At 68.4% G+C, this 14,311-nt stretch carries 8 protein-coding genes; 7 read left to right on the top strand and 1 reads right to left on the bottom strand.

The window, feature by feature from the left end; all coding sequences use genetic code 11:
* The 4 genes from HL189_RS10410 (at window position 1) to HL189_RS10395 (ending at window position 6,229) form a co-directional block, all read left to right on the top strand.
* Window positions 1–2,112, top strand: coding sequence for a hypothetical protein (locus HL189_RS10410; RefSeq protein WP_369133617.1), 2,112 nt, complete (start codon window positions 1–3; stop codon window positions 2,110–2,112).
* 1,602 nt (window positions 2,113–3,714) lie between these two features.
* A complete protein-coding gene (locus HL189_RS10405) occupies window positions 3,715–3,963 on the top strand; it encodes a transposase (protein WP_369133616.1) in 249 nt (82 codons plus the stop codon).
* Complete coding sequence (locus HL189_RS10400; RefSeq protein ID WP_369133615.1) at window positions 3,960–4,835, top strand: IS3 family transposase; 876 nt, start codon at window positions 3,960–3,962, stop codon at window positions 4,833–4,835. The genes HL189_RS10405 and HL189_RS10400 overlap by 4 nt, the downstream gene beginning before the upstream one ends.
* A 137-nt stretch (window positions 4,836–4,972) precedes the next feature.
* Window positions 4,973–6,229, top strand: a complete 1,257-nt coding sequence (locus tag HL189_RS10395; protein ID WP_369133614.1) for a tetratricopeptide repeat protein — start codon at window positions 4,973–4,975, stop codon at window positions 6,227–6,229.
* A 151-nt stretch (window positions 6,230–6,380) separates the two neighbouring features.
* Here HL189_RS10395 and HL189_RS10390 read toward each other — a convergent pair whose 3' ends face one another.
* Window positions 6,381–6,641 carry an IS3 family transposase gene (locus tag HL189_RS10390; RefSeq protein ID WP_369133794.1) on the bottom strand — a complete coding sequence of 87 codons (261 nt, stop codon included), beginning with the start codon at window positions 6,639–6,641 and terminating at the stop codon, window positions 6,381–6,383.
* Between the two features lie 1,859 nt (window positions 6,642–8,500).
* Here HL189_RS10390 and HL189_RS10385 point away from each other — a divergent pair.
* Genes HL189_RS10385 through HL189_RS10375 form a run of 3 tightly spaced genes read left to right on the top strand, consistent with a single transcriptional unit; the run spans window position 8,501 to window position 14,024 of the window.
* Entirely contained in the window at window positions 8,501–10,069 is a 1,569-nt protein-coding gene (locus HL189_RS10385) for a hypothetical protein (protein ID WP_369133613.1), read from the top strand.
* A 41-nt stretch (window positions 10,070–10,110) separates the two neighbouring features.
* Window positions 10,111–11,325, top strand: a complete 1,215-nt coding sequence (locus tag HL189_RS10380) for a hypothetical protein (protein WP_369133612.1) — start codon at window positions 10,111–10,113, stop codon at window positions 11,323–11,325.
* Window positions 11,326–11,339: 14 nt separating this feature from the next.
* Entirely contained in the window at window positions 11,340–14,024 is a 2,685-nt protein-coding gene (locus tag HL189_RS10375) for a hypothetical protein (protein WP_369133611.1), read from the top strand.
* The last annotated feature ends 287 nt before the right edge of the window (window positions 14,025–14,311 follow it).

Below are 14,311 nucleotides of genomic sequence, written 5' to 3'. Positions count from 1 at the left end.
ATGCCGTCCATCACCACGTGGAACCGGTTGGAGCCCCGGGCACGCAGCGGCGACATGCGGCCCGGGCTCGAGGCCCGCCTGCAGGACCCGTTGTGGCTGCTCGCGCGCCAGTGGCAGGTCGGCGAGTTCCAGGGGGAGGACGTCGGATCCCCGGTGTCGGTCCGGGTGCGGGCCGCGGTCGCCCCGATCGGCGCGCCGCGCGCGGCTGGAGGGGAACTCGCCGACGACGGCTCGTCGATGCCGCTGGAGGTCGCCGTCGAACGCGACCGCGACGAGCCGGACCTGCGGTTCGCCGCCGAAGCAGGGCTGCACCTGCTGCGGCTGCTCGACGACGAGGGCGTCGGGGGCTACCGGACCGCGTTCCGCGACGCCCCGGCGTACCGACTGCCGGCGCTGCCGGACGACGTCGACGCTGCCGCTCGCCGCTACGCGCAGCTCCTGCGCGGCCGCGCGCCGGACGGTCGCGCGCTGGCCGCGGCCCTGCGTACCGGACTCCCCCCGGAGATCACCGTGCGGGTCGAGGACCGGGCCGCGGTGACGCGGGCGGCGACCCGGTTCCTCGCCTGGTTCGACGACCTCGTGCGCACCGCACCGAACGACGTGACATCGTGGCAGCCGGAGCGCTTCGAGCACCGGTTCGCGATCGCGGCCGACGCCGGCGGTCAGGGCGTCACCCTCAATGCTCCTGAGTACGGCGGCGGAGCCCTGGACTGGCACGCCTTCGTCCACGACACCGACGCTGCACCGGTCCCCGTGCCGCAGGCCCACGACGTGGTGTCGACGACGCTGCCCGCGCCGGCGGGTTTCGCCGGGATGCCCGCGGCACGCTACTGGGAGTTGGAGGACCGGCAGGTCGACTTAGGCGGCGTAGAGGCTGCCGCCACCGACCTGGCCCGGATGCTGGTCCTCGACTTCGCGACGACCTACGGCAACGACTGGTTCGTGGTCCCGCTGCCGCTACCGCTCGGGACGCTGACCCGGATCCGTTCCCTCGTGGTGACCGACAGCTTCGGCACCCGGTGGCTGGTGCCACCGGCCGGCGCCGAGCCCGGGTCCGACCCGAACCGGGCGACCTCGTGGTCGATGTACCAGCTCACCGCCACCGGCTCGGCCGCGGCTGCCGCCGGGGAACGGTTGCCCGGCCTGTTGCTGACGCCGGCGCTGGTCGCCGGGCTGGAGAGCGAACCGGTCGAGGACGTGCTGCTGATCCGCGATGAGGGGGCCAACCTCGCGTGGGCCGTCGAGCACACGGTGGAAGGCCTGGCCGGTCACCGGGTGGACCGCGCCGAGGCGTGGCACCGGACGCGACACTCCGACGCGTCCGGGCGGCCCGGCTCCCCGCGGCAGCTCGCACCGCTGGTGTACCGGCTCGCCGGCGAGGTCCCCGAGCACTGGATCCCGCTGGTACCCGAAGCCGACGGCGTGGGCGGCACCGCGCTGCGGGTGTCCACGTTCGACCGCCTGGGCCCGGACGGACCGGTGCCGGCCCTGCCCCGCGGCCGGCTCCTGTACCCGGGGCGACCACTGGTGATCCCCGAGGAGGAGGTGCCGCCCGAAGGTGCGCGCGTCACCCGGGCCTGGCAGTACACCCGAGGTCCGGACGGCTCTACCCACCTGTGGTCGGCCCGTCGCAAGCAGGCGGGACGCGGCCCGGGGACCAGCGGCCTCGCCTTCGACCTCGTCGAGCCCTGGCGACCGCCCGGATCGTTGGTCCACGAGACGGTAGACATCCGCGTGACCGCCGGCGCGCTCGACCCGACCCCGAGGGACCTGCATGGCATCGGAGCCGGCGAGACCGCCGCCGTCCGCTGGGTGATCCGCAACGTCGGCGCCGAGACGTGGCTCCGCGGCGGCCCCGGAGCCCTACGGCTGGGCACCTCCGACCCCCGCGATCACGCCGGTCGTCTGGTCACGGCCGGCTGGTTGGAGAGCACCCGCCCCGCCGCGCCCCTGGAGCCCGTGATCGAGCCCGGACAGGTCGCGACGTTGCTGTTCGAGATCGCCGCACCAGCCACGCCCGGACCGTTCGAGGAGGCCTACGAGCCGGTGAGCGAAGGCCGCGGCTGGGTGAAGGGGCCTGCGCTCCGTCTCACCGGAAGGGTGGCCGGTTGACCCGGGTTCGCGGCCGACCCTCGACAGCGGGTTGCGGCCGGTCGTTGCCCGCCGCCTCGGCAGTCAGCTGAGGGCCGGGACGTTCGCGGGGTGACGCCCGAGAGGACCGCCGGCCACCCGTCGGTCCACCTGTGGCGCGGCCTGTTGCTCGTCCGCTCGCCGGCGTGAGGTTGGGGACCATCGGTCCGGCAGTGCAGCCCCGTCCACGATGGCTCGGGATTGTCACCGCTGACCATCTGTGCCTACCGGGCCATCGTGGCGGTGACGGTCCTTGTCCGACCGATGTGCCGCCGCCACCCGCCCGCCGTCGTCGGCGCCGCACCCTTGGCTGTCTCGGAGGCGCTCAACGGGTGAGGACGACCTCGCGGCGGTGCCGCACTCGACGTCGCTCGTCGCCGGTGTGCTCCTCGGGTCCTCCCGGGGACGTCGCAGCGTCGTCCGGTGTCGGTTCGGTCGGCGTTGGCGGCAGGGGCTCCGGTGACGTCAGGAAGATCTCTGCCCGGATGGTCGGCGCCCGGAGGGCGTCCGGATCGATGCCCGGGCCCGCCGCCACGCTGACACACAGGTCCTGCTCCTGGTCCACGGTCTGCCCACCTGCGTGCTCCCCGCCAGCGGACTTCTCCCGCGACCTGCGACTGGACCAATCCGGGACTACTGCCGCAGCCCCCCAACATCAACGATGTCGCGGGACACCTATGAACGGCGTCCCGCGACATCGCGGCGGAGCGGGTGACGGGAATCGAACCCGCACAGTCAGCTTGGAAGGCGAAGGACTTCTGGTGCCATCTGGGCTGCTCAGCGCCAAGTCAGGTGCAGGCCGTGCCTTCGACGTGCCTTAGCGCCGAAGATCGCGGCCGGAGAAGCGGCGCCTCGCTGTCGCTCGGCCCGTTGGCAGGTGAGTACTGCGGCCCGCGGACGCAACTGGGGCCGCCGGGAGCGGCTGATGAGGCCGGAGTGTCGTCGGCCAGGCGTTTGGGGTTATCGCTGGGGCGGCCACGAGCAGGGCGGTGCCGGGGCTGGCTCCGTGTGCCTGGAGGAGTCGCGGGTAGGTGGTGGCCGCGCCGTGCTCACAGCGCTGGCCCGCATCACGAGCCGCTTGAGCCTCGAGCCGCGCGTGGACCTCGACGGCACCGTCTACGTCCGTACCGTCCGGAGCGACGCTTCGGGCCGCTGGGGTGGTGAGCCCAGTACGGTCTTGCGGCTCCGGGCAAGCCTGCACCGTCCGACCCGCCCGGGACGCCGCGGGGCGGGTCACCGGCAACCTACTGGCCTGCCTGAACCTCCGGGAGCTGGTGCAGCTGACCCCACCCGCACCTGAGGCGGCAGTCGCTCACTGCCGCGACTGCCAGTCAGACCACGCGATGGTCGCCCCAGCATGTCGATAACGCGGGGATCCCCGCGTTGGCGGGTCTTCATCGGCCTCAAGGACGAGGACGGCGACCCAAAGATCACCCGGTACGAGGGCGAGTTCGACGACTGGCACCACGCCCGTAGGCGACTGGCCGACAGCCTCGTCAGGTGCTTGAACGACCCATGCTCTGAAGTGACCCCCGTCAGCTGAACACCTCCAGACTTGGCAGCAGCCAAGGAGGGAGGGCCCGGGTGGGCCGACGGAGCAAGTACCCCGAGGAGTTCCGGCAGCGAGCCGCGCAGCTGGTCCTCGACAGCCGCCGCAGCGTCCGTGACGTCGCCAGCGAGCTCGGGATCAGTCACGAGACGTTGCGCAACTGGGTCGCCGCCGAACGACGGGCGAGAGCCGATGGGCCGGCCTCGCTCACTGCCGACGAGCGCCTCGAACTGGCCCGGCTGCGGCGCAAGGTCGCCGAGCTGGAATCGAGCGGGAGATCGTGAAAAAAAGCTGCGGTCTTCTTCGCCCGGGAGACGGGGCGGTGAGCCGCGGCCTGGTCTGCGAGTTCATCGCCGCGAAGAAGACGACCTACGGCGTGCGCCGTCTCTGCCGAGTGTTCGGCATCAGCCCCACCACCTTCTATGCCTGGGCCAAGCGGACCGGTGGGCCGACCGAGGCCGAGCTGCAGGAGGCCTACGCCATCCACGCCGCGCGGACCGCCTGGATCGAGCACCGCCGCGTCTACGGCGCCCGCCGGCTGACCGCCGAGGTCCGCGACCGCGGGCACACCTGGAACCGCAAACGGGTCGCCCGGCTGATGCGCCTGGCCGGGATCGAGGGTGCGCACCGCCGGCGGCGCGGCAAGTACGGCCGCCGCGCCAACTCCACCGCGACCGCACCGGACCGGGTGGAGCGCCACTTCACCGCCGCCGCACCCAACCGACTGTGGGTCGCCGACATCTCCTACTTGCGCTCCTGGGAGGGCTTCGTCTACCTCGCTGTGGTCGTCGACGCCTTCAGCCGGAAGGTCGTCGGCTGGGCGATGGCCGACCACCTGCGGACCGAACTGGTCCTGGACGCCGTCGGCATGGCGATCACCACCCGCAAGCCGCCGGCCGGCACGGTGCACCACACCGACCGCGGCAGCCAGTACACCTCCTACGACTTCGGCAAGGTGCTGCGCGCCTCCGGACTGCTCGCCTCGATGGGCAGGGTTGGCTCGGCCTTCGACAACGCCATGGCCGAGTCCTTCTTCGCCACGCTGAAAGAGGAGCTGATCTCCGCCGGTCCTGGCCGACCAGGCACGAGCTGGAGATGGAGGTCTTCTCCTACATCGAGGGCTTCTACACCCCCCGCCGTCGGCACTCCAAGCTGATCAAACCTCAGCCCCGCCGACTACGAGAACATCCATCTGACACGCAACGAGGTGTCCGCCTGACGGGGGTCACTTCAACAGTGAGGCGACGCACGGCTGCCTATCCCCGCAGCGCAGCGCGCGCCACACTGAGCGGGGTGGACCTGATCACCTCCAGCGTCGCAGGCGCACTTGCTCAGGCCACCCTGTCGGCCATGTCCGCCCGGGCCAGAACGTCGCTCGGCGGCGAGTTCGAACCCGAGATCCGACAAATCCTGACCGGTGTCCAGCGGATGCGACAGTGGCTAGCCGAGGATCGGCAGGCGCTGCTTCAGGACGGGTTCTCCTTCATCCTGCAAGACGATCTCGACGCGGCCCGGCGAAGCCTCACCCAGGCCAAGAACCGAGAACCACGGAGCGCGGTTGTGCGCTACTGGCTCTCGCTTGTGCTCGCGGTGCAGGGCCGCGCCGGAGCGGAGACCGAGATGCGCGAGGCCATGGAACTCAACCCCTACCTCGCCTCTCCAGCAGCCGCTCGGCCGGGAGACAGTCGTCCCGGCCCTCCCGAAGGGCAACGGCCGGTCTGGGTCCAGCGCCTGACTGGGCGAGAGGCGGGCGTCACCCTGGGGGCGGTAGGAGCCTCCTTTTGGACGTCCCCGGGACGCTGGATCGCCGGACGGGTCGCCAGGCGTGCGTCGGAACGTCTGGAACACAGGCTCTTCTCGGGAGCGCATCTTGATTTTCGGAAGTCCAGTTCGATCGCGACAATCTCCTTGGGAACTGGCAATGCGCTCGCGGCTTGGGCGTTCCAGCCGCTAGGGAACCCCGAATCTGTCGGCTACGTCCAGAGGCTGGGCCTGTTGTCGATGTTCGAAACCGAATCCGGGCACCTGCTCTGGCACCGGATCTGGGACACCGTTGACCGGCCGTTGTTCGCAACGCCCAGAATGATCGTCCAGCGCCGGGGCGACCAGTACGGTCTCTATGCCCCGGCTACTGGTATGCTTCTAGAAATTCTGCCTGCTACATACGTCGAGACTCTCATCGTCCCGCCCTACGTCTGGGAGTCAGAGGGCTACGCCGCCGCGCACGCGACCACCAAGCACATGGATCTCGCCTGGCCGGAGCACGTGACAACTGTCGTCCGTCGGCCACCCCAGCGCGTGCCGCGTCGGTCTCCGTTTGCCGAGTGGTTCACTGTGCAACCGCCCACCGTAGCGTGGCCTGCGGTATCGGAAGCCGCACACAGCAGGCGGCTCTTCCTCACCGCAGTGAATGAGTATCGGATGATCGGAAAGCGGGTCAATGATCCCATACTGTGCCGGTCTGGGATCCTGCTTTTCGACACTGCCGCGTCCCCACAGGCGGAACCGGTCTGGAATCCGGCAACCCTGCCCAGTCAGCAATCGAATTAGGCCGGTCAGCGTTGCGACGACCAAGCGAATCCGCCCTAGAACTCGCCTGCCGCCAGGGGGTCAGTTTTCAGGTGCCGCCGACAGCCTTACTGCTCAGGGCTCGATCGGTGCTATTCGCCTGCCGGAGGCAGTTGGCCCTGCCCGGTCCGCATCACCCAGCCGTTGCGCGTTGCGGCCAACGCGCTGTGCCGGCTGGTTGATATGGCAGCAGCAGAGGCGTGAGCCCGCACTCTGTCTCGCCCCGGGTTAAGTGGAGGCTCGGAACTGACGCGGCGACGGTAGTCGCCGCGGTGTTGTGCCGGTAGAAGTTGTCCTCATGCTCGGCCGGTGGGATCAAGCCGATCTCGCCGTGCAGGCGTCGGTGGTTGAACCAGTCGATGTACTCGGCCACGGCGATCTCGAGGTCGTCGATGCCCTTCCAGGGGCCTTATTGCGGACCAGTTGGCCCCTTCAACCTCAGCCAGCGCTTTGTCATTGGAGTCGCCGGTCGAGCCGACCGCGCCGGCCTCGGCCGGGCGCTGGGTGTACTGCACGGCGACGCACTGACGCCGTTGTCCGATGTCGGATCAGCCGGACGGGCAAGCGTCGGACGGATGCGACGTCCGGCTGCTCGCGCGAACCCCGTTGTCCACTGCCATCCATTGCGGCCTTCTCGGCAACACTACGTCTCCGACCACGATAATTTACTGACCGTCATCGGGATTCTCGGCCGAGTCAGGCCGGTGCCAGCCTAAAAGCCATAAGGACGTTGGCGAGTGCGGCGGCAACCTATCGGCCAGCGGGGGCGGCCACCCTCGAGTGGCGGTGCCTTACTCGGGCCAAGCGTTCAGGCCGCCGAGGTCGGTCTCGGCTTCAGCCGCTCCCGGCCACGCTGGGGTTGTGAGAAGCAGTAGATGAAGCGGACTAAGCCCGGTAGCGCGAAACTGAAACGGTATGTGTGGGCGGATCGCCACGCTCATATCCGCCATAAGTGCAAGGCGGGTTGGCTGATCCGTCGCGTTTGGGCTATCCCAGCGTGCGAGTTCTCCATGCCCGGCGAGTATGTACCATACCTCGGTGACCGAGCGGTGGCGTACAGCGCCGGTGCGCTGACCTGGCGGAAGCATGCAATGGGCGACGCCGCCGACTGCGGTGGACACACCTAAGCGCATCTCAGAGCCGTCGGGCGCAGCGTAATCAGCGACCAACGGCAGGTCTCGGACCGCGGTGGGCTCGATCGGTCCTCGCGGCGGATGGCTGCGGCTCGACTCATTACCTGGCGCGCTCGCGGGCCAATGCTCTTGGTCGGCTTGGTGGGCGGCGTCGGGCCGCCACTGCGGTGCAGCAGCCAACAACGCAATCAGGTCCACTTGTGGATCACTGCGGTACTGGAAGACAGAATAGGCCGGGATGCGCACCGCCCGGCCTGGTACAAGTCGGACCTCCTCGGCACGCACGCCATCGTCGATCCACAACAAGCCAGTTCCGGCCAGGATGAACCACATCTCGGTTATGTCATCCAGCCAAGCCGACCGAGCCGTCTTGTTTGGCGGTACCCGGACATGGGTAATCTCTCCGCCCGAATGGCGGTGCATTTGCCGAATCTCGGCGACTCCCCCAGGAGATATGTAGTCGTAGGCGCTAGGCAAGCGGAAGGGCGTCGCTAGATCTGGAGCGACCGGCAGCTCGACCATGCCTTGCCCTCCCCTTCAGTGAGTCAGTAGGGGCATCTGCGACTGAGGCGCGACTCGGCGGTTCTAGGACCTTAGCTGCCACATCCTCATGCTGTGAAGGTCATTTTCCCGTGGCCCCATGCTTTTGTCGATCGCCATCAGTTGATCCCACAGGTTGCGGGACTCGACAGTTGGACCCCTCGCGTTGGCGTGATCGACTCCCTGGCGGCAGTCGATCGCCCCCTGGCCGCCGTTCTATGCCCTGCCCACCTGCTACGAACGTCGAGCCAACCTCAATCGAGGGCCGGCGCGTCGTCTAGAACCTTCGCCGTCCTCGCCGTCGCCCTCGGCCGGCTGGCCGCCCGGCCCCCGGTGGCCTGGGCCGATGCCCTCGTCGCCGTGTGGCGTCCCCACGATCTGTTGTCATTGCCCAGCTGGTGCGGTGCTGTGGCCGCTGGCGGCTCCTGTCCTGTCGCTCGTCGCCGTGGTCCTCCTCGGTGACAGCACCGGAGATCGGGACCGAGGCATCATCCCTTCCCTACAGACGTCCGAGAGCGGCAGCATGCACGAGACGTCCGAGAGCGGCAGCATGCACGCTCGAGAGGCGCCAGGGGGACCCATGATCGACGCGATATCCGAGACCGTCCTGATCTCCGCGAGCGGATCTGAGGGCGACGCCCGCATCTTTGCGACTCGTGAGCTTGAGCGGATGGCAAGCGACATTGACCGAGAGGAGGCGCGACTGAAGCCGGTCTCCGACGTCTTCACCGCGTATTTCTTCCCTCGGGGCGCTGAACGGCAGGTCGGGAACCAGGCGCCGGCACATCTCATCCCAGTGAACTTTCCCTGGGCGGACCCGGTTCTCCTGGCGCGCAGTATGCGGCGGGAGGTCGACCACGTCTACTCGGTGTATGGCGCCGACAAAGCGTGGCAGATGCCGCTCGAGATCGACTACACCGCCCGGATCCAGGACATTGACGACGGTGTCACCGAAGCTTACCGACCGTGGCGCAATGTCATTCCATGGACCTCAGCCGAACAGGCCGCCCAGGCCGCCAGGAGAACTCGGCAAGCTTGCGTTCTGGCGGTCAGAGACGTACTCGCTCGGGCCGAGGAGTCCCTGCTCTCAATTGAGAAGGCTGCCGCGGATCTCGCTCGTACGAGCCTGGGCGATGCCCAAATCGAGATCCGCAAGGAAGCCACCCGTTACCTCGACATACCTGGCCTCGGCCATCGGGCCAGCGCGGACGAGATCCTCACCGCAGACGTCAAGGAGTCCTCCGCTGTACTCAAGGGGCCGGATCTGCCAGGCCTCGTCGGAGCTCTGCGTCGGATCCACGAACGCCGCCGCGCCTTGGTGGCGGCCGTCGAGGGTGAGGAGTCGGCGAAGCGCGCCGGCTCAGTCGCGGCGCTCGCCATGGCCGAGGTCGTCGAAAGCGCGTCGGCCGACCTGACCCTTCAGGTCATCGTGGAGTCGGCGGCCTTCCCTATTCTGCCCCGGGTATGGCAGGTTCCGGATCTCACGGGCGCACAAATGACGTTGCACCGTGACCGCGAGCCCATGCTCGAAACCCTTCCTCTGCAGCGACCCGCTGCGGACGCCCCGTCCGCGATCAGCGTGCGGACCGAGGCGGGCACCTCGATCGCCGCGCTTCGGCACGCCATCTGGTCCACCCTCCGCGGCGCGTGGCGCGCGAACGTTTCCTTCGCTGCCGCAATTGCCGGAGGAACCCACCGGGTCTGGCGGTACCGGCCGTTGATCGCCCGCGCCTTGGACGAACTGGAGGTCCGTGACCCGTCGGTGCAGTTCCGCGCGGCCCTCGACCGGGTCGACGAGGAATCCGGCTTGTCCGTGCTCGCGGAGCTCAATCTCGTCGTCGCCGGGCTGTCCGTGGCTGCCTGGATGGCGGGCGCTGTGCCGCCGGTCGCAGCAGTGCTCGCCGTCGCCGGCGCCGGGCTCGGGCTCGTTGAGACCGCGTACGACTTGTGGAAACGGTTGGAGCAGAACGCCGCCTACAACGCGGTGCTGGACCCCAGCAGAGCAGTCGCGTCACCGACCGGCTATGTCGGGGTGGCCGTGGCGGTCGCCTTCTCTGTGCTGGACATCAAGGGAGTGAAGGACGCGCTCACTGCAGTCCGCGCGGCCCATGGCATCGCGGCGACTGCGGCCGACCTGGTGACCCCGTGACTCCGCCGCATGGTCTGACCGCAGTAGTAGCCGCGGAAGGAGTGGCGGAGACGACGGGCCGCTTCGTCCTGCGAACGCACGCCGCTGAAGTACGGCCCTTTGCGGGCCTGCTCGTCCGCTTCGGCAAGGCCGCTGTGCGCGACGTGCAGATTCTGGACGAGGTGCTGTCCCTGACGCGCAGCGCGCCGTCCGAGGCAGCGCTCGGCCGCGGCTGGTCGGCTGTCACGAGGCTCGCGGAGAAGGCTCGCTCGCTGCCGCCCGGGCGCGAGCGCAACCTCGTCGGCATCGAGGTGGAGCGGGCGATGCAGGCCCTGCTCGCACGCGACGCCGACTTCGCCATTGGATTTACGGAGGCGATCGAACACGCCGCCGCGCAACTGCGCGCCGTCCGAGCTGAGGCGGCGATCAAGGCGGCCGGGACACTGGTGCGGTTCCCCGCACCCACCGAGGGAGGGAAGGTCCTGGCTCGGCTCGCGCGCCGCCTGGACGCCGCGGCCCCGGAGCTGCAGCGGCTGTGGAGTCGCCTCGAGGCAGCATCGGAGAGCGCGAGATCGATCCAGGCGGCAGCCGATGCGGCCGCGGAGCGTGCTCCGGCGATACTGAAGGTCCTACGGGAGCGCGGCCTGACCTCGCAGCAGCGGCTGTCCCAGATCTGGGGCCACCTGTCCGGTATACGGGGTCCCCTCGGAGAGGGTTATGGCCTCGGCAACCGCGTATGGCTGGCACGGCGTGCCGAGGAGATGGCGCGGGCACGGGCGCTGGCGGCAGCCATGGGGCCTGGGCACACCGTCGAGTACCTCACCCAGGTGGCCAACAACCTGCAGGTTAACGGCCGCGAGGGTCCGGACGCGATGCTGTTGATTGTCGATCAGCGCGCAAGGCGGACCTACAATTCGATGCGAGCGCAGGTCAAGGTCGCCGCTGTGAGCGAGGGCGCTCAGCAGAGCGGTAACGACGTGCTCCGGTCCCTCGGCGTCGAGTCCGGCCGCGTGCCCGTGCCTGCCACCGTCACGTACACCCCCGGCCCGGGAGAGACCCCGGTGACGCTTCTTCTCAGCAGCCATCCAGAGGTACGCACCCGCCTCCACCTCATCAACGCTGCCGGCAGCCGCATCCCCGAGGCAGACATCCATGCCTTGCGGGAGTTTGGCTTCGCCATCGATGAGCTGCAGCTCGACCTCACCGTCACCCACTTCACGCATCTCGCGCTCTCGGTCGCCGAGAGCGCTCTGGATCTGCTCAAGAGCGTGCGCTGATCGGAGGCATCGCCATGGACATCGCCGAGTTCGCCCTCATGCGGCCTGCTCGCGCCGTGGACCCCACCCGCGTGGCGCGACCGCCGACGCAGATCTTGGTCCCTCGCAGCCGCGGCAGGTTACGCACTCACGTGCCGGCGCCCATCAAGCTGGATGCACAGTCCCTGCCGAGCACCTTGGGCGACCGCGACGCGGACCCGCTCACGCCATACGTCTCGATCGAGAGTGCGACGGTACTCGAACGCATCCTCGCCGTACTGCGGGACATCGAGCGCGCCCTGGCCGCTGCCGGGGACCGGCTCGACGAAGCAGCCTTGAGCAACTCCGTCACGGCGCAGCTGGGCCGCCAGCGGCTCGACACCGAGGACTGGGCGACGCTCCTCGGAGGCGCCGTCGGCAGCGAAGTTGTCTTCCCGATCGCACAGCTGGTGGTACATGCGGCGTTAGTCCAGGAGATGACCGCCAACGCACCGGATCACGACCGGGCGGTGAGGCTGACCCGCCTTGCCCTCGTCGCCGACCTGCTCGCCGTGCCCCGTCCGGGTCTCACGAACAAGCAGACGTATGACCTGCTGCATCGTCGGCCCCTCGTGCTGCCGCAGATGCCCGCGAACACCATGGCGCCGAATGCGCGGATCGCACTGATCCGTGACGTCACGGTCCGGGATCTCCAGGTCGTTCGGCGTGAGTGGGCTGGCTACCTAGCCGGGGAGATCGCGTCGGTACGGAATGTGATGGCCGGGGAAAGCTTTAGCCAGCACGAGTTGTCTGTGACCGAGGCGGAGACCACGACCACCACGACGATCGAGCGAACCGAGCAGAGCGAAAGCACATCGGAGACAAAGCTGACGAGCGAGCTCAGTGCGTCTTTGAGCACCGAGCTAGGGGTCACCGTCAACGGTCATGCGGAGGCATCCGCGGAATTCAGGTACCCGGTCGTGACAGCCCGGATCAGCGGAGGCATCGACGCTGGCCTCAGCCTGCAACGAAGCGAGACCCAGGCCAGCAAGATCGCTCGGGAGGCGGTGTCCAGGGCAACCAGTCGGGTCGATGCGACGACCCGGGAGACCCGGGCGCGGCGCGAACTGGCGCACAACGAGCAAGGCTACGAGTACTCCCTCAAGAACACCTCTAAAGAACACAAGCACGGCATCTACCGATGGGTCGACCGGGTCGACACCTACCAACTGTTCCGATACACGGATCGGCTTCAATTGGAGTTCCAGATTCCCGAGCCAGCGGAGTTCTTCCGGTGGCGTCACGGGCGTGCGGACGCCGCGGCCAGCTCTGTCGACGCACCGCCCGCGTGGTCGCTACAACCCGGTGATATCACCCCGGACAAGCTGATCAACTTGGCGGTCAAGTATCGGGCGACCAGTCTGCCCACACCCCCCGACCCCACCATCACCGTGGTGCGCCCGTTGGTCGTGGACATACCCAGCCCCGCCACCGGCGACCGGCCGTGGAACCCGCCCGTCGGCAGCAAGGAACTGGAGATACCCATCCCCCCTGACTACGTCACCGAAAGCGTGCAGTACACGGGTGAGGGTTTCCCGATCGCAGGCCAATGGAAGGACGAGAATGGCAAGGACCGTGACGGCATGCGGTCAGGCTTCGCCACGGTCGCCATCGGAGGGGACAGCACGCTTTACTTCAACGGCGGCCTCAAGCAGCATCCTCTCAAGTTCTATGCCACGCACGGCGACATCACCGATGTCGGCACGGTCAACTCCGTGCAGGCGGGCAAGGTTCCGTACGGCCGCGGCTTCTTGCCCATCGGTGCCGACGCGGCATTGGACCCCGGCCCGGTCACCGTCGCCCTCGAAGGAGCAGTGAACGTGCTCAAGGTCGCAGTGGGAACGCTAGGCCTCCTGTCGTGCACGGTGACGTTTTCGGTCAGATGCAAGCTCTCGGCCTCGGCGGAGCACTCGTGGAAGCTGGGCGTCTATGACGCGCTGTTCTCCGCGTGGTCACAATGGAAGCGGGACCACGAGGCGGGTGCGGTGCGCAAGACGCTCCTCGGCCAGACGAATGCCATCGACGCCGGCAGTTCGCAGCGCAACGACCAGGTCATACGGGAGGAACTGAAGCGCTTGCTGGTCGCGTGGCTGCTAGACGACGCCGCCTTCGCCGGCAAACCCGCACTGCAGCCACGGCCGAAGGACGACCAGGGCAAGGAGACGGGCTTCGCGGACATGGACGTGCCGCGCGCTATCGCCGATGCGCCGACGATGCAGTTCCTGGAGCAGGCGTTCGAGTGGACCAACCTGTCGTACGCCTTCTACCCGTATTTTTGGGCCGATCGGTCCAAGTGGGAAGAACTCTCTCAGGTCACATCAAACGATGCAGAGTTCGAGCGCTTCCTGCGCGCTGGCTCCGCCCGTGTCATTGTGCCCGCACGGCCCAACTTCGAGGACGCGGTGCGAAATTGGCTCGTCAGGGGCGTTCCATTCATCACCGGACAGCTGCCGAGTCCGGATGACGACCTGTTCGTGTCACTCGACACCGAGGTGCGAGAGATGACCTCACCGCAGGACGACGGAATCCCCGGCGACGACTGGCAGACTAGAATTTCTACGACGATGCTCCACCTCGACGCCGCCGATGGCCTTCCGTTCAAGAATGACACCCACCGGCTCCCTGCGCCCGCGGGGCTGCCCTACACCCCCGGCCCAATCGTCGATCTCGATCACGCGTAAGTCGTGCTGCTGACGAAGCGATGAAGTCTTCGCGCCGGCGGAGGTCATCGCCTCGGTGTGCCGGGTGGACCCGTGCTCGCCGACGCGGTAGTCGCCGCGCGAACCCGCCGGAGCGGCGTCTTCTTCGGCCTCGGGAAGCGCTCATCGACGTCGCGGTTCCGTCGTCGGCGGAGGGCGAGTTCCCGCGAGCTCGCCGTCTTCGAACGGCCGCTAGATTCCGGCTTCCGGCGGCAGGACGCCGTGGACGGCTGCGTAAGCGGCCGTGCTGCCGCACTCCACAACATCAC

It is taken from the genome of Modestobacter sp. I12A-02662 (genome assembly GCF_041028325.1).
Classification (GTDB): Bacteria; Actinomycetota; Actinomycetes; order Mycobacteriales; family Geodermatophilaceae; genus Modestobacter.
Note: the sequence above shows the minus strand (reverse complement) of the source record. Positions and strands in the feature narration are given on the sequence as shown.

Excerpts from the sequence above, each read along its gene's own strand:
- HL189_RS10385 (WP_369133613.1), top strand. The coding sequence starts at position 8,501 with ATGATCGACGCGATATCCGAGACCGTCCTGATCTCCGCGAGCGGATCT.
- HL189_RS10375 (WP_369133611.1), top strand. The coding sequence starts at position 11,340 with ATGGACATCGCCGAGTTCGCCCTCATGCGGCCTGCTCGCGCCGTGGAC.
- HL189_RS10410 (WP_369133617.1), top strand. The coding sequence starts at position 1 with ATGCCGTCCATCACCACGTGGAACCGGTTGGAGCCCCGGGCACGCAGC.